A 20,071-nucleotide genomic window follows, 5' to 3' on the forward strand; every position below is an offset into this window, starting at 1 on the left:
AGGTTTAAAGCTTGCTGAAAAGTAACTTTAAACCTTAAATTTTAAAATACAAATACAAAATTAAATGAAAACTATAGCTGTAATTGGTGCCGGAACAATGGGCAACGGAATTGCACATACTTTTGCTCAAAGCGGTTTTACTGTAAAACTAATCGATGTTTCTGAAAAAGCATTAGACAAAGGAATGGCAACTATTGCTGCAAATCTGGACAGAATGCTCGCTAAAGGAACATTAACCCAGGAGGATGTTGCCAGAACTATTACCAATATTATTACCTATACAGATATTAAAGATGGTGTTGTTGGAGTTGATTTGGTAGTCGAAGCAGCAACTGAAAATGTAGAGTTGAAACTGAATATTTTTAAACAATTAAACGAATCCTGCTCACACAATACGATCTTAGCCACAAATACCTCTTCGATTTCAATTACGCAAATCGGAGCTGTGGTAGCGCATCCGGAGCGCGTTATCGGAATGCATTTTATGAATCCTGTACCTATTATGAAGTTGGTCGAAATCATTCGCGGATACAATACCAGCGATGAAGTGACCAAAATTATCATGAACTTATCTGAAAAATTAGGTAAAGTTCCGGTTGAAGTAAACGATTATCCGGGTTTTGTAGCGAACAGAATTTTGATGCCTATGCTAAACGAGGCAATGGAAACGTTATATAATAATGTAGCCGGCGTTTATGAAATTGATACCGTAATGAAATTAGGAATGGGGCATCCAATGGGACCACTTCAATTGGCTGATTTTATTGGTCTTGATGTTTGTCTTGCGATTTTAAATGTAATGTACGACGGATTTAAAAACCCGAAATATGCTCCTTGTCCGTTATTGGTTAATATGGTTAGAGCCGGAAAATTAGGTGTAAAATCCGGAGAAGGTTTTTACGATTACAGCGAAAGTAAAAAGGCTGAGAAAATCTCGAAGCAGTTTACTCGTTCTTAAAAAATAATTATCATGTCAATAGCATCAAACCTAAATACAATCAAAAAAAGTTTGCCTGAACACGTAACTCTGGTTGCCGTTTCAAAAACAAAACCTGTTTCAGATCTGATGCAGGCTTACGAAGCCGGTCAGCGTATTTTTGGCGAAAATAAAATTCAGGAAATGGCCGATAAATACGAGCAAATGCCAAAGGACATCCAATGGCATATGATTGGTCATGTTCAGTCCAATAAAGTGAAATTTATGGCACCGTTTGTAAGTTTGATTCATGGAGTTGACAGCTTGAAATTATTACAGGAAATCAACAAACAGGCTTTAAAAAACAATCGCGTTATTGATTGCCTGCTTCAGATATACATTGCCGAAGAAGAAACTAAATTTGGCCTGGATGAAAAAGAACTGACAGAATTATTATCCTCACCTGAATTTAAAGACATGAAAAATATTCGTATCTTAGGATTGATGGGAATGGCAACTTTTACAGAAAACCAAAACCAAATTAAAAAAGAATTCCTGCATTTAAAATCAATTTTTGATTCCCTGCAAAACAAAGATGCACAATGCAGGGATACCCAGCAATGTATTTCTACAGCAGCTCATTTTTCAACCATTTCAATGGGAATGTCAGGCGATTATCAATTGGCTATTGAGTGCGGAAGCACCATGGTGAGGATTGGCAGCAGTATTTTTGGAGGGCGCTAAAGCTTCAATATCAAAAATCAATTACAAAAGTCAATGTCAATATCAATTACAATGTAAATTTTAAATTTTAAATGGAAAAAATATTCAATTTTGAAGACAGACTGGTTCGTTTTGCGGGAGAATGTATTTTCTTTACCAGACAGCTGGAAAAGATTTTTGAAAATGAATATTATAAAAACCAATTAATCAGATCATCCGGAAGTGCTTCTTTAAATTTTGGAGAAGCACAGGGAACAATAAGTAATAAAGATTTTATATTTAAAGTTTCCTTAGTTGTAAAGGAGTTAAAAGAATCCAGAAACTCATTGAAAATTTTAGATTATATTAAAGAAGGAAACGAAGAAAACAGAAAATTACTTTTGAATGAGGTTGAAGAATTAATAGCAATTTCATCAAAAATGATAATAAACAAAAAATAATTTTTCAATTACAATAACAATGGAAATGACAACCACAATACCTGATTTCAATTTAAAACATTGATTTTTGATATTGGGTTTGATTTTTGAAATTGATTTTTGCCATTGATATTTGATATTGAAATTGAACATGTACGCAATACTAGACATAGAAACCACCGGAGGACAATTCAATGAAGAAGGAATTACCGAAATCGCCATCTATAAATTTGATGGGCACGAAGTCGTTGATCAATTCATCAGTCTTGTCAATCCTGAGATTCCGATTCAGCCTTTTGTGGCTAAATTAACCGGGATCAACAATGCAATGCTGAGTTCTGCTCCTAAGTTTTATGAAGTTGCCAAACGAATCATCGAAATTACGACCGATTGCATTATTGTAGCACATAATGCCTCTTTTGACTATCGAATCCTTCGTACCGAATTCAGACGTTTGGGCTATAATTTCGAATCTAAAACACTGTGTACTGTAGAATTAGCTCAAAAATTAATTCCCGAACAGCCTTCTTACAGTTTAGGAAAATTAGTCCGTTCACTCGGAATTCCAATTGCCGACAGACATCGTGCAAGCGGAGATGCTATCGCTACAACTAAGCTTTTCAAAATATTACTCGAAAAAGACCTGGAAAAAACCATTGTCAAAGATTTTGTGAAATTCGAAATTGAAAAAGGAATTTCGCCAAAACTTCAGGATCTTGTAAACCAGATGCCTTCTAAAACCGGCGTTTATTATGTTCATAACGAAAGCGGACATTTAATTTATATAGGCAAGAGCCTGAATATACGAAAAAGGGTCAACCAGCATTTTACCGGAATTACGACAAAAAGCAAAAAAATACAGGCAGAAGTTTTTACCATCACCTATGAAGAAACAGGAAGCGAGTTAATTGCTTTGCTGAAAGAAAGTGAGGAGGTAAAAATAAACCGCCCCAGATATAACCGCTCACAAAAAAAGAGTGTTTTTCCATTCGCCATTTATGTAGAAAAAGATTCAAACGGTTATCTGAACGTAAACCTCGGAAAAGCGGATGGTCGAAAAAAAGAAATTACCTCATTTGCTTCGTTGCAGGAAGGCAAAAATGCCCTTTTCAAGTTCACGGCAAAGTATCATTTATGCCAGAAATTAACAGGTCTGTATCAGACAAAAAAAGAGTGTTTTCAATACAAAATCAAGGAGTGTGACGGTGCCTGCATTGGTGAAGTTACTCCTGAAATTTACAATTTAAGAGTTCAGCAGTTTATTGCTGAAAACAGTTTCGAAAACAAAAGTATGATTTTGCTCGACAGAGGCCGAAACATAAACGAAAGAAGCGCAATTTTAATCGAAAACGGCATCTATAAAGGTTATGCTTATTACGATTTAAATTATCAGATTACCAATATCGAAATCCTGAAAAAAATCCTGATTCCGATGCAGCACAATCGCGACGTAAAAAACATTATTCAGCAATACATCCGAAAAAGTAAATCTTTAAAAATACTTCAATTTTAGTAAAACAAAACTTTCATTATCTTTAAGGATATGAAAAACAAAAAATCACAATACGAAATCTTTAGGGAAAAAGTCAAAATCGTTCTTTATGGCACAAATACTATGCTGGGACGTATGTTCGATTTGGTTCTTTTAGGACTGATTTTATTGAGCGTATTATTAATTATGCTCGACACAGTTCAGGGTATAAATTCGAAATACCATTCCCAGTTATGGATCTGCGAATGGATAATCACCATATTTTTTACAGTAGAATATATTTTAAGGATTATTTCCATACAAAAACCTTTAAAATACATTTTCAGCTTCTATGGAATTATCGATTTATTAGCAGTATTGCCCATGTATTTATCCATGTTTTTTCCGGGAGCCAGCATTTTATCCATTGTAAGAGCACTCCGTTTCCTCCGATTATTCAAAATTCTTCAGATCCCGCAGATTTCTCATCAGTCATTTCAGTTAAAAGAAGCTATTGATGCCAGTAAAGAAAAAATCCTGGTTTTTATCTATTTCGTTTTAATCAGTACTATCATTATTGGAACGGTAATGTATGTCGTTGAAGGTGAAGCTTCAGGGTTTTCAAGCATTCCAATGGGAATTTACTGGACAATCGTAACCTTAACAACCGTTGGGTATGGAGATATTTCTCCAGAAACTCCCCTGGGTCAGTTCATCGCTGCTCTGGTCATGATTTTGGGTTACGGAATTATAGCTGTTCCAACCGGAATCGTAACTGCCGAATTTGCTAAAAAAAGTCTCAGAAACAATACCGTCACTACAAAAACCTCCTGCCAGGTGTGCGGCTCACAGCTTCATTTTGACAACGCTAAATTCTGTCACGAATGCGGAACCGAATTACATCATTAATTTATGAAGCTATTCCGGCTGTACATTGCAACTCCTCCTTATCTTTGTTGTTTTTTTAAGTCATAAAAGCATCTTCTAAAGTCGCTTCTTTTATGCCACAAAAACTAACAAAGATAAGTCCGGGGTTTCCATTCCCATCCGGGCTAAAAAATATGAAACATCTAATTACCATTGTCGGACCAACAGCTATAGGCAAAACCGCCTTGAGTATTGCATTGGCACAGCATTTCAAATGCGAAATAATCTCCTGCGACAGCCGCCAGTTTTTTAAAGAAATGACGATTGGCACAGCAGTTCCAAATCAGGAAGAATTAGCAGCTGCAAAACATCATTTCATTCAGAACAAATCGATTTTCGAAAACTATACTGTTGGTGATTACGAAAAAGAAGCGCTTTTAAAGCTAGAAGAATTATTCCAAAAAAATGATTTTGCGATTCTCATTGGCGGTTCAGGATTGTATGTCGATGCTGTATTGAAAGGTTTTGATGAATTCCCGGAAATCAATCCCGAAATACGTTCAGAAATCAATTCAAATTACGAAAAGCTTGGAATTGAGTATTTACAGGAGCAATTACAACACCTGGATCCGGAATACTTTCAGAAAATCACTTTAGAAAATCCGCAGACACTTCAAAACCCGCAAAGAATGATGCGTTTTACAGAAGTTTGCATCGGAACGGGAAAACCGTATTCTTCGTTTTTGAATCAAAAGAAAAACAACCGGAACTTCACTCCCATCTTAATTGGTTTAGAAGCGGACAGAGAAGTAATTTACAGCCGAATCAACCAGCGTGTTGATAATATGATGAACGAAGGCTTACTTGAAGAAGCAAAAGCAGTATATCCTAATAAAGCGTTAAATGCACTTCAAACGGTTGGTTATAGAGAATTATTCAGTTATTTTGACGGTGAATTCGCGTTGCCGTTTGCCATTGAGGAAATCAAGAAAAATACCCGACGATTTTCTAAAAGACAATTAACCTGGTTCAAACGAAACGAAAATACCAAATGGTTTGATTATTTGACTGAGAAAGAAAAAATTATAGAGTATATTGACGAAATTGTACAATAAAATCTTTACTCTTTATTCTTAATTCTATTTTCGAAAAATCTAAAATCTAAGAAGTCCAACAATCTAAGAAGTCTAAACTCAAATGCCAATATCACCAAACTTCACATCCATTCTAAGCAAAAACTGGGAAATCAATTTCACACAATGTACCCCAAACGGTTCTTTAAAATATACCGATTTGTGTAATATTGTACAATTGACTGCAGCGGCACATTCAGAAGTTGGCGGTATCAGCTTTTATGATATGCAGGCGTATCATCAGGCATGGGTTTTAAGCCGGATGCGTGTTGAAATTACAGATTTGCCAAAATCAGGCAATATCGTAACGGTAACCACCTGGATTAACAGCCTTGAAAATTCACGTTCTGTACGTGCGCTGGAAATGCATGTCAACGGAAAAAAAATTGTAGGCTGTGAAACATACTGGGCCGTTTTTAACACACAATTACGTCGCCCTGAAGCTTTGGCATTGCCTTATGAACATTTTGAATTATTTCCGGATAAAAGAGCTACAACAGAAGGTTTTTCGAAAATCAATATCAATCACGACAAAGAAGCTGTATTCGAAAAAACAGTTTATTTATCGGATCTTGATATTGTAAACCACGTTAACAACGTAAAATATCTCGAATGGTGTCTCGACCATGTCAACCCAAAAAAAATCCTGAAACAGGAAGTAGAAAGCTTTGAAATGAATTTTATGAAGGAACTTTCATTAAAAGACACTGTAGTTATTCACGAAAGTGAAATCGAAGAAAATGCAGCAACCACTTTCAGCATAACCAAAGGGAAAAAAACCTGTTATGCCTTACAGCTAAACTGGAAAAAATAAGCCTTTTATAATATCCACAAGAAAACAAAAAGCTGATTTCTTAATTGAAACCAGCTTTTTTTATATCTTAAAATGTAATTTACACTTCACAAAAATCATTTTACCAATTTAGATAAAAACGCTCAATACAAAGTAAATCAATCCTGCTAAAATAGCCGAAATAGGAATCGTTAATACCCATGCCCAGATCAGACTTACAGTTACCCCCCATCGTACTGCAGATACACGTTTCGTTAATCCAACCCCGATGATAGATCCTGTAATGGTATGCGTTGTACTTACCGGAATTTTTAAATGCTCCGTAAAGTAAAGTGTCAAAGCACCTGCAGTTTCAGCAGCAACACCTTCAAACGAACTTACTTTTGTTATTTTAGAACCCATTGTTTTTACAATTTTCCAGCCACCACTCAAAGTTCCCGCAGCAATTGCAGAATAACACGCTAACGGAATCCAGCCCGGCATTACACCCTTTATTCCCTTGTCATCATTTGGAAGAACAACATCTAACCACGATTCCATATGAACACCCGGATTTGTATTGATATATACTGCAACCGCAGCTGCAATAATACCCATCACTTTTTGAGAATCATTTCCTCCGTGCCCTAAACTGAAAGCTGCAGAAGATAATAACTGCATTTTTTTCAAAGCCGCATCAGCCTGATGTAAATTCAAACTACTGAACAGCAAACAAAAAGCGCTAACAGTAAGAATAATAAAAGCGACTAAAAACCATTTAATATTATGTGCATCAAAAGCTACGCTCCAAAAGTGAGACTCAAATCTTGGTTTCTCTATTTTTTCGTAAGGAACCATTTGGCTGTAAACAAACCAAATAGTTGCAATCATCAAGGCTATTGTAAATATTTTAGGCAAAATACTTTTTCGTGAAGCATTCAATAACCAGATTGATATTAAATAAGAGGCTAATGCTCCTACCAATGGTGCCAAAACAATAAAAGCAATAATAATAAAAACTCCCGAAGGCATACCTCCGTCTTTTCCTGCTTTGTACCAGCTTACGATTTCGTACCAATGTCTTGTAACCGTTACACCATTTTCAATTACTGTATAATCCGAGAAACCATGCATATATATTGCGTGAGCAACAGCTGCACCGGCAAATCCTCCAATCAAAGTATGCGAAGAACTCGAAGGAATCCCTAACCACCAGGTCAGTAAGTTCCAGCAGATTGCAGCAATAACACCGGCTAAAATAACAACAAGATTAATGTCTGTGGTATGGGCTGTTTTTGCTACGGTATCTGCAACACCAAATCCAAAAACCCAATACGCCAGAAAGTTAAAAAACGCTGCCCAGACTACAGCCTGAAAAGGCGTCAGTACCTTTGTAGCAACAACAGTAGCTATAGCATTTGCCGCATCATGAAAACCATTGATGTAATCAAAAATTAAAGCTAATACTATAATAATTATAAGTATAGTCATAAAATTATAACTTCAGAATGAAAAATTGAATTAAGAATGTTTTACAGAAATAGATTCAAGTATATTTGCAACACTCTTACACTTGTCTGTTGCTGATTCTAAAACAGATAACACTTCTTTATATTTAATAATATTTTTAGCGTCTGTTTCATTTTCAAAAATTTCAAAAACTGCTTTATTATAAACATTATCAGATTTGTTTTCCAGTTTGTTAATTCTGGCACAGGCATCTTTAATGACTTTGAAATTCTTTAAATTTCTTAGTTCTTTTACCGCACTATCAATATTTTGACAGGCCTCTAAGTTGATTTCTGTCATTTTTCTGATTGATTTTGTAATCTTATCAACCTGATACAATTTCATTCTGCTTGATGCTCCGTGAAGGTAATCCGCAACGTTATCAATTGAAGTAATTAAGGTATGAATATCTTCTCTGTCAAAAGGGGTAATAAAGTTTCTGCTCAGCTCCAGATTGGTTTGACGTGTAATGTCTTCTCCTTTTTGCTCTAATTCATCGATTTTCTGAAAAAGAACTTCTCTTTCTTTTAATGGAAGGTTTACAGCTTCGTGTAAGTTAGAAGCTAATTCAATTAAATTGCTTGAAGCTTCTTCAAAAAGTGGAAAGAATTTCTTGTCTTTCGGCACTAAAAATTGGAAAATACTGTTTATTGACATTTTTATATTTTTGATAGTGCAAAATTACTTCATTAATATTTTACAATGTTAAGCCATTGTTAACAAATCGTTTTCAATTTGGAAACTATTGAGAAACAAAATAGTCTTCTCAATATCATAATGTAAGATTCTGTCTTCCTTAACCAAAGGCACAATTTCTCTGTAACTGCTTAAAAACATTTCGATGAAATCACTTGATTTTAAAGGCTCTCTGTATGCAATAGCCTGCGAAGCATTTAACAATTCGATTGCCAGGATACGCTCTAAGTTGTCCATAACTTTCAAGGCCTTTGTTGCTCCGTTTGCCCCCATACTCACGTGATCTTCCTGTCCGTTACTCGAAACAATGCTATCTACACTTGACGGTGTTGCCAGCTGTTTGTTCTGACTTGCAATACTTGCCGCAGTGTATTGCGGAATCATAAATCCTGAATTCAGCCCCGGATTATCTACCAAAAATGCAGGGAGATTTCGCAATCCTGAAATCAACTGATACGTTCTTCTTTCAGAAATACTGCCTAATTCTGCCAAAGCAATAGCCATAAAATCCAATGCTAAAGCCAGAGGCTGCCCATGGAAATTTCCTCCTGAAATAATCTGATCAGATTCTATAAATATATTAGGATTATCAGTAACCGAATTAATCTCTGTCTTGAATACTTTTCGGACATAATCAATCGCATCTTTCGATGCTCCGTGAACCTGAGGCATACAACGGAAAGAATACGGATCCTGAACATGTTTTTTGGGCTGTGCTATAATTTCGCTTCCCTCTAAAAATTCATTGATTCGCTGTGCCGTTATAATCTGCCCTTTATGAGGGCGTATAAAATGTATTAATTCACTGAAAGGTTCAATCCTGCCATCAAAAGCTTCAAGTGAAATGGTTCCAATCAAATCTGCCAGATACGAATACTTATAGGCTTTAATCAAAATATGAGCCCCGTAAGCTCCCATAAACTGGGTTCCGTTTAATAATGCCAATCCTTCTTTTGACTGCAAAACAATCGGCTCCCAATTAAAATGTTTTAAAACTTCTGCAGCGGCTTTTCTTTCTCCTTCAAAATAAACTTCCCCTTCTCCTATTAAAGGTAAGGACAAATGTGCCAAAGGTGCCAAATCCCCTGAAGCTCCAAGAGAACCCTGCGTATATATGACCGGAAGAATATCATTATTATAAAAATCAATTAAACGGTTTAATGTCAGTAACTGTATTCCCGAGTGTCCGTAACTTAAGGACTGAATTTTAAGAAGCAGCATCAATTTTACAATTTCAGCAGGAACTTCATCCCCGGTTCCGCATGCATGGGATTTCACCAGGTTTTCCTGAAGCTTCGATAAGTTTTCATCCGAAATTCTCACACTGTAAAGCGATCCAAAACCGGTATTGATTCCATAAATAGGCTCAGGATGCGAAACTATCTTTTTATCCAGATAATCCCTGCACTTCTGAACATTTACTTTTGCTTCTTCAGACAATTCTAATGCCTTATCGTGACTTAAAATTTCCTGTAAAGTCTCTAAAGTTATGGTTTCAGTACTAATATAATGGATTTCCTTCATGGTAATTTCTAATTAAAGCATCAAAATTCAACAAATCAACATTAAAAAGCAACATTTTATCACAATAATTGAAATTTATAAAGAAGCAATTTTTCAAAATTATTTATTTCACAATACTAAATTAAGAAGTACAATATCTGTTTAACACAAATACAGTCAAAAAATAAATTCATTAACCAAATGAATTTCAATTCAAAATATATCAAAAACTCAACTCAGCACACCTAATTTTAACAAATACTCAATATTGATTTTTTATCACTTGAATTATTAAAATATTCGCAAAAAGGCATTTTGACTTTTTAACTTTTACAAAAAACTGTACTTTTGAAAAATCAAAAATGAAACGTAACAGCATAAAATATCAATCTTCAATGACAGCTCAGACAAGAGTTGCAACTGCTGCTACAACAATTACTACTACAACAATCACTACCCCTTAGGGGTATACATTTTTACATATAATCCTGTTTATCTATACTTTTCTTTCTGAAAGAAGAAAGTCGTTGGATACATAAAATATTTTGCATAAAAGAAAAAACATCAAAAATGAAAGTATTAAAATTTGGCGGAACTTCTGTTGCCAATGCACAAAATATAAAACTCGTTATCGAAATTGTTAAACAAAAAGCTGAAAAAGACAAGCTCGTTGTAGTAGTTTCCGCATTGAGTAAAGTAACTGATATGTTACAACTTGCTGCAGCAAAAGCAGCTGAAAATGACGAAAGCTTCAGGGATATTGTTGCTGAAATTGAGAAAAAACACCTTGACACCTTAAAAGAACTTATTCCTGTTGGTGAACAGAGCAGCCTTTTAAGCCATATCAAAAGAATCATCAACCATTTAGAAACCTTATTAGATGGCTGTTTCCTTTTGGGCGAATTATCTCCAAGGACTGCAGATACGATTTTGAGTTTCGGTGAATTACTTTCTGCCTATATTATTGCACAGGCTTATCAGCAAATTAATAAAAATGCTGTTTACAAAGACAGCCGTGAGCTAATTAAAACAAATGCTGATTTTGGTAAAGCGGTTGTAAATTTTGAAATTTCAAATGTTCTGATTCAGGAATATTTCGAAGAGAATCAATCTGCAATTACTATTCTACCCGGATTTATTGCACAGACTCTTGACGGAATTACTTCAACTTTAGGACGTGGCGGCTCTGATTATACTGCTGCTATTATTGCCGGAGCAATGAATGCTGAAGAGCTTGAAATCTGGACCGATGTAAACGGAATGTTTACTGCTAATCCCAAAATTGTAAAACAGGCTCAGCCAATTGCTAATATTTCATATCAGGAAGCAATGGAGTTGTCTCATTTTGGTGCGAAAGTATTGTATCCGCCAACCATTCAGCCGGTTTTAAGAAAAAACATTCCTATTTTAATCAAAAATACTTTCGAACCGGAATCAGTTGGTACTTTAATTACAAATCAGGCTCCGGTAAATGGCACCGCTGTAAGAGGAATTAGCCATGTTGACAATATCTCGTTATTAACTCTTGAAGGCCCGGGAATGATTGGGGTTTCAGGTTCTTCAAAACGTTTGTTTGAGGTGTTGTCACACGAAAAAATCAATGTTATCTTTATCACTCAGGCCTCTTCTGAACATTCCATCTGTATCGGAATTTTAAATTCGGATGCTGAAAATGCTGAAGAAGCCATCAACAAAGCATTTGAAGTTGAGATTTTACAAAACAAAATCGATCCCTGCATTGTCGAAAAAGACCTTTGCATTATTGCTTTAGTGGGTGAAAATATGAAAAACCACCAGGGTCTGAGTGGAAGAATGTTCAGCACTTTAGGAAAAAACAACGTAAACATTCGTGCGATTGCCCAAGGAGCTTCAGAAAGAAATATCTCTGCCGTAATCAACGAAAGAGATGTTAAAAAAGCACTCAACACATTACACGAAAATTTCTTCGAAGAAAATACCAAACAGCTGAATTTATTTGTAATGGGTGTTGGAAATGTGGGTGAGAAATTCATCGAGCAGATTCATAGCCAGAAGAAATTCTTAAAAGATGTTTTAAAAATCAATGTTCGTGTGATTGCTTTGTCCAACTCCAGAAAAATGGTATTTGACGAAGACGGAATTTCCCTAAAAGACTGGCAGGCAACTTTAGACAAAGGAGAAGCGGCTATTCCGACAGAATTCATCGCACGTGCCAAAGAACTGAATTTAAGAAACAGCATTTTCGTAGATATTACAGCAAATGCAAGCGTTTCTGAAATGTATGAAAAATTCTTAAAAGAAAGTATTGCGGTTGTAACCTGTAACAAAATTGCCTGTTCATCTGCTTACGACAACTATAAAAAACTGAAAAGCTTATCACGCCAATACAACGCTCCGTTTTTATTTGAAACGAATGTTGGAGCGGGATTGCCAATTATCGATACCGTAAAAAATCTGATTGCATCCGGAGATAAAGTACATAAAATTCAGGCGGTTTTATCCGGAAGTCTGAACTTTATTTTCAACAATTTTGATGAAAATAATTCTTTCCATGATGTTGTGAAAGAAGCAGGAGTTCAGGGATTCACAGAACCGGATCCGAAAATCGACTTAAGCGGAATCGACGTTGCCCGTAAAATCCTGATTTTAATTCGTGAAAGCGGTTATCAAATGGAAATAGAAGACATCGAGAATCTGTCTTTCTTACCTGACGAGTGCATGAAGACTACAAATAACGAAGATTTTTTCAAATCATTGATCACACATGCTTCGCATTTTGAGAATATTTTGAAAGAAGCCAACGAAAAAGAATCCCGCCTAAAATTTGTGGCGCAATTCGAAAACGGAAAAGCAAACGTAGGCCTTCAGTTCATTGCAAAAGACCACCCTTTCTACAATTTGGAAGGAAAAGACAATATCGTACTTTTCTACACCGATCGTTATGTAGATCAGCCTTTATTAATCAAAGGAGCCGGTGCCGGTGCCGCTGTTACGGCTTCAGGGATTTTTGCAGATGTAATTAGAATTGGAAATATTTAAAGGTGCTAAGGTTCTAAGATGCTAAGGTCCTGAGTTTTTTTTTAAAACTTAATCTTTGTCTCTTAGAATCTCAAAACCTTAGAAACTAAAAATAAAAAGCTGCATAAGAAACCTTAGAATCTTAGCATCTTAGAACCTCAGAACCTTAAAAATGGAAATTAAACTATTTTGCCCGGCCACTATCGCCAACCTCTCATGCGGATTTGACGTACTCGGACTTTGCTTAGACAATGCGGGCGATGAAATGATTGTTCGGAAAGTCGATCAAAAAGGAGTTCGAATCACTAAAATCGTGGGTGCCGATTTGCCTCTTGAAACAGAGAAAAACGTTTCGGGTGTGGCGGCTTTGGCAATGTTGGCAACTTTGAACGAACTGGATTTTGGATTCGAAATCGAAATTTATAAAAACATCAAAGCCGGAAGCGGAATCGGAAGCAGTGCTGCCAGTTCTGCGGGAGCGGTTTTCGGAATTAATGAATTATTAGGAAGACCTTATTCCCGTAAAGATCTGGTTCAGTTTGCGATGCAGGGCGAAAAATTAGCCAGCGGAAATGCTCATGCCGACAACGTCGCTCCTGCCCTTTTAGGCGCTTTTACTTTGGTAAGAAGTTATTCGCCTTTGGATATTATCAGAATTGATAGTCCTGAAGAATTGTATGCAACGGTGGTTCATCCACAAATTGAGTTAAAAACGTCTGATGCGCGTTCTGTATTAAAACAAACAGTTTCACTGAAAAGCGCCATTATGCAATGGGGAAATGTAGGCGGATTGGTCGCTGGTCTTTACACTAAAGATTACGATTTGATTGGAAGATCACTTCACGACGAAATCGTTGAACCGATACGAAGCGTTTTAATTCCGGGATTTGATTTAATCAAACAAACAGCTTACGAAAACGGCGCTTTAGGCTCCGGAATTTCAGGTTCCGGCCCGTCTATTTTCGCTTTAAGCAAAGGAAAAAATACAGCTGACCAAATCGCAAAAGCCATGAGCGACGTTTACGAGAAAATGAATTTACCGTATGAAATTCACGTTTCGAAAATTAATCCGGATGGCGTAAGGGTTTTGTAAAATGTGAAATGTGAATTGTAAAAAGTATTAAGTACGAAGAATTAAGTATTAAGACTTATACGAAACGTTTGTCAGGCTGAGCGGAGTCGAAGCCCACGGAAATTGAGCGACAAAGTATGTCACGCTCAGTTTGTCATTCCGAGGAACGAGGAATCTTCGCGATAAGCTCGACAAAGATTGGATTCGCATTGCGGAGTTACTTGCGAAGATTTCTCCTCCGTCGAAATGACAAAACTATGTTAATTCACTTTGCGGGGCTTCGACTCCGCTCAGCCTGACAAGACTAACAGATAATTGAAAATATAAATTATTGAAATAAAAAATATCACCACAAAGCTTTGCGCTCACTGCGTTTTCAAAAGAAAATAATTCCTTGCGCTCTTTGCGGTTAAATTAAAACAACACAATGAAATACTACAGTTTAAACCATAATGCCCCAAAAGTTTCTTTTCAGGAAGCTGTAATACAAGGATTAGCGAGTGACAAAGGATTATATTTCCCGGAAAACATTACGCCTCTTGATCCTTCATTTTTTGATAAAATTGAAAGTTTAAGCCACGAAGAAATTGCTTTTGAAGCAATCAAACAATTTGTTGGTGATGAAATACCTGCAGCAAAACTAAAAGAAATCATCGCTGAGACTTTAGTTTTTGATTTCCCTGTGGTGAAAGTCGAAGACGGAATCTATTCGTTAGAATTATTTCACGGACCTACAATGGCGTTTAAAGACGTTGGAGCGCGTTTTATGTCTCGTTGTCTGGGTTATTTCAACAAAGACAAAAAAGAGGCAAAAAACACCGTTTTAGTAGCGACTTCCGGAGATACAGGCGGAGCGGTTGCCAGCGGATTTTTAGGCGTTGACGGCGTTGATGTTGTCATTTTATATCCGTCTGGAAAAGTGAGCGACATTCAGGAAAAGCAATTGACAACTTTAGGACAGAATATCAAAGCGCTGGAAGTTGATGGCGTTTTTGACGATTGCCAGGATATGGTTAAAAAAGCGTTTTTAGATGAAACTTTAGCGCACAAAAACCTGACTTCTGCCAACTCTATTAATATTGCGCGTTGGCTGCCACAAATGTTTTATTTCTTCTTTGCCTACAAGGCTTTGAAAAGCCAGAACAAACCATTGGTTTTCTCTTGTCCAAGTGGCAACTTCGGGAATATCTGCGCCGGAATCATGGCAAAGAAATTAGGTTTACCAATTGAACATTTTGTAGCATCTACAAACGTAAACGACACCGTACCAAGATTCTTAGAAAACGGAAAATACGACCCAAAACCTTCTAAAGCAACCATCTCTAACGCAATGGACGTTGGAAACCCAAGCAACTTTATCAGGATTCAGGAATTGTACAATAATGACTTAAAAGCGTTCGAAAAAGACTTCTCTTCTTATAGTTATACTGATGAAGAAACTTTAGTTGCTCTAAAAAATATTTATAACACAAATGGTTATATCGCAGAACCGCACGGCGCGGTTGGTTATTTAGGTTTGAAAAAAGAGCTTGAAAAATACCCGAATGCCATTGGTATTTTCTTAGAAACCGCCCACCCAATTAAATTCTTAGATGTGGTTGAACCTGCTTTAGGAATTACGCTTCCTATTCCTGTTCAAATTGAGAGTGTTATTAATGAGGAGAAAGTGAGTACGAAGATTGGGAGTTATGAGGAGTTGAAGAGTTTCTTGGGGTAAGAGTTATCCTTTATTATTTCAAACCATAAATTATGCTATTTTTTTAGTGTAGTTTATGGTTTTCTTTTATTTACCGATTAGTTTTTAGTAAGTAAAATCATTATGTTTGATAGCGTTATAATTCAACCAAAAAATTAAACCTATACCTTCCTAATTCAGTAAAACATATAGCAATGAAGCAAAATTTTAAAAAAGCATTACAAAATATAATTAGGCACGGAGATACTGATGTTTTTCCTTTTCCATTCGAAAGACTACTTTTTGATGAAAAATTAGAAGACTCAATAAAAATTTTAGAAAATATACATAAAGATTTAGAAAAAGCTTTAAGTGAGTCTCCTCCTTTAACACTAGTTAAACTAAGTCAAGTTGGATACTATGGTTTTAGACAAGCAACAATGATTGAACCATTTTGGAATGCATATTTTTTAAGTCTGGTTATCGCTTTGTCAGAAAATATTGAAAACACAAGAGTCAAAGAAAGTGATAAAAAAGTATTTTCATATAGATTTGAATGGAATTAAACCAAAAGTTTACTTTTTAAGGAATCAAATTGGATAGATTATAAGAAGCAATGTATAGAATTTTCAAAAGATTACGATATAGTTTTACAAACTGATATATCTAACTTTTATCCTAGAATAAATCATCATAAATTAGAAAATGAACTTAAAAGAGTTGATAACACAACAGATATTCCTAAAAAAATCATTAAACTTTTAAGTGTTTTCTCAGGCACGATATCATATGGTTTACCTGTTGGAGGTCCTGCTTCACGAATATTAGCAGAACTTGCGTTAAATCACACAGACTTTCATTTGAAATCAAGAAGTATTGTCTTTTGTAGATATGCTGATGATTACACTATTTTTTGTAATTCTGAATCAGAGGCATATAAAATTCTAATTCTATTATCTGAAAAACTTTCAAATGATCAATTGGGATTACAAAAAAATAAAACTAAAATAATGTCTTCAGATGAATTTAGAGATATTCATCATTTTTTGGATCCAAAACCTGCAGAAGACAAAAATTCAGAAGATGAACAAAAACTATTAAATATCTCTATACGTTTTGATCCGTATTCACCAACTGCAGAGGAAGATTACGAAACACTCAAAGAAGCAATTAGAGAAATTGATATAATCAGTATTCTTTCGAAAGAAGTTAATAAGACTCGAATTGACCAAACTGTTACTAAACAAGCAATTAACTCAATTAAAGTTTTATCAAGACTTAATCAAGTTCGAGCAATAAAAATACTTTTAGATCAAAATAATCTAATAACCCTTGCTCCAGTTTTTACAACAATAATACGATCTGTTAGAAGTATTTATGAAGATTTAAAAGATGAAGGAAAAATTTTAGTTGATAAATCTCTGTTAGAACTTTTTAAGAATGAAAGTTACTTAACTAAAATCGAAATCAATTTAAACTATTTAGTACAAATACTATCTATTAGGCATTCTCAAGAAAAAGAAAAGTTATTCGTTAAATTATATGAAACTGAAACCAATCACTTTCTTAAACGTCAAATCATTGTTGCAATGGCAAATTGGAACTGCCACTATTGGTTAGTAGACATTAAAAATCAATTTACAACAATGACAACTTGGGAAAGAAGAGCTTTTATCTATGCTTCATTTGTACTTGGTGATGAAGGAAAGCATTGGCGCAATCATAACAAAAACTTATTTAGCAAGGAAGAGAGTCTAATAAGAGATTGGTGCAGCGAAAGATATCAGAATAAAAAAATAATATTAGTATGATAACCGAAAGAGAGATTGCTGAAAAATTTAGTGTTATCTGGAAACAACATTTTCCATTACTCACTCCAACCTTTATGAGAGTTTTTAATGAAGCTCATATTTTTAATATAAACGCTCCAATACCTATAAAGGAAAATGTTAGAAATGACATTGTTTCGGAAATTTCCTTTAATATAGTTGAAAAAGTCATAATAGAAGAATCATATATTGAAGATTACATAGAAAACGAAATAAAACTTAAAAAAATAGTTGAGTTTACAGCAAAGTCTATCTGGAAATCAGGTAATTTTTCTGAGAAAGATTTTTTATTAAATGAAATTGAAATAACAGAAATAAAAAGAATTTGTCAAAATCTAATAGAATTTATACAAAAAATTAAAAAAAAACAAGTAAAATTTAAGCCAACATTTACGGGGTATGGCTTTATACCTGATTTAGTAGGTGATTTATCAATAGACGATACTCTATTTGAGATTAAAACTGTGAATAGAAACTTTAGATCAAGTGATCTAAAGCAATTATTATTATATCTAGCATTACAACAAGTTTCATCTGGCTTAAATTGGAAATATGCAGGATTATACAATCCTAGAAAAGGAACATATTGTAAGTTCAATATAAAAAACTTGATATATGACTTAGCCGGAGGAAAAACACCAAATGAGTCATTTGAGAACTTACTTGATAGCTTAACTAGAGATGTACAAATTGATTCAAAATTTTGATTATAAGATAAATATTTAAAAACTTAATTACTCGTGAACGCGACGTGCGTACGAGCGAGACGCTCGCACCAGCACTAACGACTACAATTGGCAAAAAAATATGAAAATTTAAATTTCTCGCTTAGACCCGATTGCAGTGAAAATCCTTGTTTGCCGGGGTTCGGCAAACAAGATTGCAACGGAAAGCGGGACTGAATTTCATATGAAAATGAATTTTCTGCTCCTAAAAATTATCTTTACCCACAAAGACAAAAATATAAAGCTATTTTTACTAAAAAAAACAACTGCTGAACATGTAAAAAAAGAAAGGCCCTCATTATCTTGAGAGCCTTTCTTTTTAAACAAAAACATTTACTATTTCTATTTTTTAGATTTAAGATTTTACTGTTTGATACGCTAAATTTACAGCTGCAGGTAATTTCTCTTCTTCTTTATCTTTAACTAAAAGTTTTATAGCCAAAACTACAAATCCTGTTACCAGAATAATGATTCCTAATACATAAAAAGCACTTGTGTAATCAATTAAATCCTTGGTTTGTGATACTCCGCTTTCGTCAATCACATCCTTAGTGAATTTAACAGCCTTGGCTTTGAACAGGAAAGCAATCAACATCGCCCCTATATTTCCGCCTGCTCCTACAATTCCGGCAACACTACCTACCGCTTTTGGATTTACGAAGGGTACAAGACTGTAAGTTGCTCCATTTGCCATTTTTAAACTCATTCCAAACAAGAACATTAAAAATATAGCAACCCCTAATTGATTTGTCAGACCAAAGAAAATAACACCAACACCTTCTACAAGAAGCAGTAATGCAAGCAATAAATTTTTCCCTGAAAAACCATATCTCTTACCTACTTTGTCGGCAACGATTCCGCCTAATGGTCTTGCAAAAAGATTTATTAATCCAAAAATACCTGCGCAGATTCCTGCCGTTTTCAAACTGGCACCAAAAGTATCTGTAAAATAAATCGGGGCAAAATTATCAATCGTGATCTCAACTCCAAAACAAGCTGCATAAGCAATGGTCAAAACCCAGGTACGGTAGTCTTTTACAGCCAGCATAAAGGTATTTTCTTTATTGGTTGTTTCTATTCCGAGTTCTTTATAATTACCATTTGGCAAATCTTTGGTAAATCGGAAATATAAAAAAGCAAAAACCAATAATAGTACTCCGGGAACAATCATGGCATATCTCCAGCTGTCTTCCTCAGTACACACTCCTAATCCCACGAAACCTGCTGCAATAAGAGGCATGGTAATATTGGCCAAACCGGCACCTGCATTACCGAATCCACCTGCTGTAGCATTGGCAGTCCCTTTAATGGACGGCGCAAACATTACTGAAGTATGAAACTGTGTGATCACAAAAGAAGCACCAATAACTCCGATAGCCAATCTAAAAAACAGGAAACTTTCATACGATTGTGAAATACCAATCAATAATACTGGTACGGAGCAAATCAGTAATAACCAGGTATAAATTATTCTTGGTCCAAATTTATCGACTAATCGGCCTATTAATAATCTCGCGATAATGGTTGCCGATACCGACGCAATCTGAATGTTACCTAATTGGTCTTTTGTCAGGTGCAATTGCTCTTTGGCGATAGGCATAAGCGATGCCATACCAAACCATGCAAAAAAGCAAAAGAAAAATGTTAACCATGTAATGTGGAAGGTACGCATCTGAACTCCTTTGCCACTAAAAATGTTTAAACTTGAAAGCGGTTGATTTGTTGAAATTGAACTCATATCAAAAAAAATTAATCGTTAAGTAC

The 20,071-nt window shown here is 35.2% G+C and carries 17 protein-coding genes; 13 read left to right on the forward strand and 4 right to left on the reverse strand.

Annotation, left to right across the window (positions count from 1 at the left end):
• The first annotated feature begins 64 nt into the window (after nt 1–64).
• From GXM17_RS11675 to GXM17_RS11705, 7 genes are all read left to right on the forward strand, one after another.
• Complete coding sequence (locus tag GXM17_RS11675; protein WP_163399506.1) at nt 65–958, forward strand: 3-hydroxyacyl-CoA dehydrogenase family protein; 894 nt, start codon at nt 65–67, stop codon at nt 956–958.
• A gap of 12 nt (nt 959–970) precedes the next feature.
• On the forward strand, nt 971–1,660 hold the full coding sequence (locus GXM17_RS11680; RefSeq protein ID WP_163399507.1) for a YggS family pyridoxal phosphate-dependent enzyme: 690 nt from the start codon (nt 971–973) through the stop codon (nt 1,658–1,660).
• A 71-nt stretch (nt 1,661–1,731) separates the two neighbouring features.
• Nucleotides 1,732–2,079: a four helix bundle protein gene (locus tag GXM17_RS11685; protein ID WP_163399508.1), complete on the forward strand. Its 348-nt coding sequence runs from the start codon at nt 1,732–1,734 to the stop codon at nt 2,077–2,079.
• Nucleotides 2,080–2,209: 130 nt separating this feature from the next.
• Nucleotides 2,210–3,571, forward strand: coding sequence for an exonuclease domain-containing protein (locus GXM17_RS11690; protein ID WP_163399509.1), 1,362 nt, complete (start codon nt 2,210–2,212; stop codon nt 3,569–3,571).
• Nucleotides 3,572–3,601: 30 nt separating this feature from the next.
• Nucleotides 3,602–4,438, forward strand: coding sequence for an ion transporter (locus tag GXM17_RS11695; protein WP_163399510.1), 837 nt, complete (start codon nt 3,602–3,604; stop codon nt 4,436–4,438).
• A 152-nt stretch (nt 4,439–4,590) separates the two neighbouring features.
• Nucleotides 4,591–5,511: a tRNA (adenosine(37)-N6)-dimethylallyltransferase MiaA gene (miaA, locus tag GXM17_RS11700; RefSeq protein WP_163399511.1), complete on the forward strand. Its 921-nt coding sequence runs from the start codon at nt 4,591–4,593 to the stop codon at nt 5,509–5,511.
• A gap of 82 nt (nt 5,512–5,593) precedes the next feature.
• Nucleotides 5,594–6,343, forward strand: a complete 750-nt coding sequence (locus GXM17_RS11705) for an acyl-[acyl-carrier-protein] thioesterase (protein WP_163399512.1) — start codon at nt 5,594–5,596, stop codon at nt 6,341–6,343.
• Between the two features lie 108 nt (nt 6,344–6,451).
• Here the strand turns inward: GXM17_RS11705 and GXM17_RS11710 are convergent, their stop codons facing one another.
• From GXM17_RS11710 to hutH, 3 genes are read right to left on the reverse strand one after another with little or no spacing between them, the layout of a single operon-like run.
• Nucleotides 6,452–7,792 carry an inorganic phosphate transporter gene (locus GXM17_RS11710; protein ID WP_163399513.1) on the reverse strand — a complete coding sequence of 447 codons (1,341 nt, stop codon included), beginning with the start codon at nt 7,790–7,792 and terminating at the stop codon, nt 6,452–6,454.
• A 30-nt stretch (nt 7,793–7,822) separates the two neighbouring features.
• Nucleotides 7,823–8,467, reverse strand: a complete 645-nt coding sequence (locus tag GXM17_RS11715; protein ID WP_031455407.1) for a DUF47 domain-containing protein — start codon at nt 8,465–8,467, stop codon at nt 7,823–7,825.
• A gap of 48 nt (nt 8,468–8,515) precedes the next feature.
• Complete coding sequence (gene hutH, locus GXM17_RS11720) at nt 8,516–10,030, reverse strand: histidine ammonia-lyase (protein ID WP_163399514.1); 1,515 nt, start codon at nt 10,028–10,030, stop codon at nt 8,516–8,518.
• A gap of 549 nt (nt 10,031–10,579) precedes the next feature.
• On the opposite strand from hutH, the gene thrA reads away from it, so the two are divergent.
• The 6 genes from thrA to GXM17_RS11750 all read left to right on the forward strand — a co-directional run bounded on the left by thrA (nt 10,580) and on the right by GXM17_RS11750 (nt 18,289).
• Nucleotides 10,580–13,027, forward strand: coding sequence for a bifunctional aspartate kinase/homoserine dehydrogenase I (gene thrA / locus GXM17_RS11725; protein WP_163399515.1), 2,448 nt, complete (start codon nt 10,580–10,582; stop codon nt 13,025–13,027).
• 151 nt (nt 13,028–13,178) lie between these two features.
• Nucleotides 13,179–14,099, forward strand: coding sequence for a homoserine kinase (locus GXM17_RS11730; RefSeq protein ID WP_163399516.1), 921 nt, complete (start codon nt 13,179–13,181; stop codon nt 14,097–14,099).
• Nucleotides 14,100–14,505: 406 nt separating this feature from the next.
• Complete coding sequence (gene thrC / locus GXM17_RS11735) at nt 14,506–15,795, forward strand: threonine synthase (protein ID WP_163399517.1); 1,290 nt, start codon at nt 14,506–14,508, stop codon at nt 15,793–15,795.
• A gap of 173 nt (nt 15,796–15,968) precedes the next feature.
• Complete coding sequence (locus tag GXM17_RS11740) at nt 15,969–16,319, forward strand: hypothetical protein (RefSeq protein WP_163399518.1); 351 nt, start codon at nt 15,969–15,971, stop codon at nt 16,317–16,319.
• Nucleotides 16,320–16,373: 54 nt separating this feature from the next.
• On the forward strand, nt 16,374–17,564 hold the full coding sequence (locus GXM17_RS11745; protein WP_280115300.1) for an RNA-directed DNA polymerase: 1,191 nt from the start codon (nt 16,374–16,376) through the stop codon (nt 17,562–17,564).
• A complete protein-coding gene (locus GXM17_RS11750) occupies nt 17,561–18,289 on the forward strand; it encodes a hypothetical protein (protein ID WP_163399519.1) in 729 nt (242 codons plus the stop codon). The genes GXM17_RS11745 and GXM17_RS11750 overlap by 4 nt, the downstream gene beginning before the upstream one ends.
• A 373-nt stretch (nt 18,290–18,662) precedes the next feature.
• On the opposite strand, the gene GXM17_RS11755 is transcribed toward GXM17_RS11750, so the two are convergent.
• Entirely contained in the window at nt 18,663–20,045 is a 1,383-nt protein-coding gene (locus tag GXM17_RS11755) for an MFS transporter (RefSeq protein ID WP_163399520.1), read from the reverse strand.
• Nucleotides 20,046–20,071 lie beyond the last annotated feature (26 nt).

It is taken from the genome of Flavobacterium fluviatile, assembly GCF_010645065.1.
Lineage (GTDB): Bacteria > Bacteroidota > Bacteroidia > Flavobacteriales > Flavobacteriaceae > Flavobacterium > Flavobacterium fluviatile.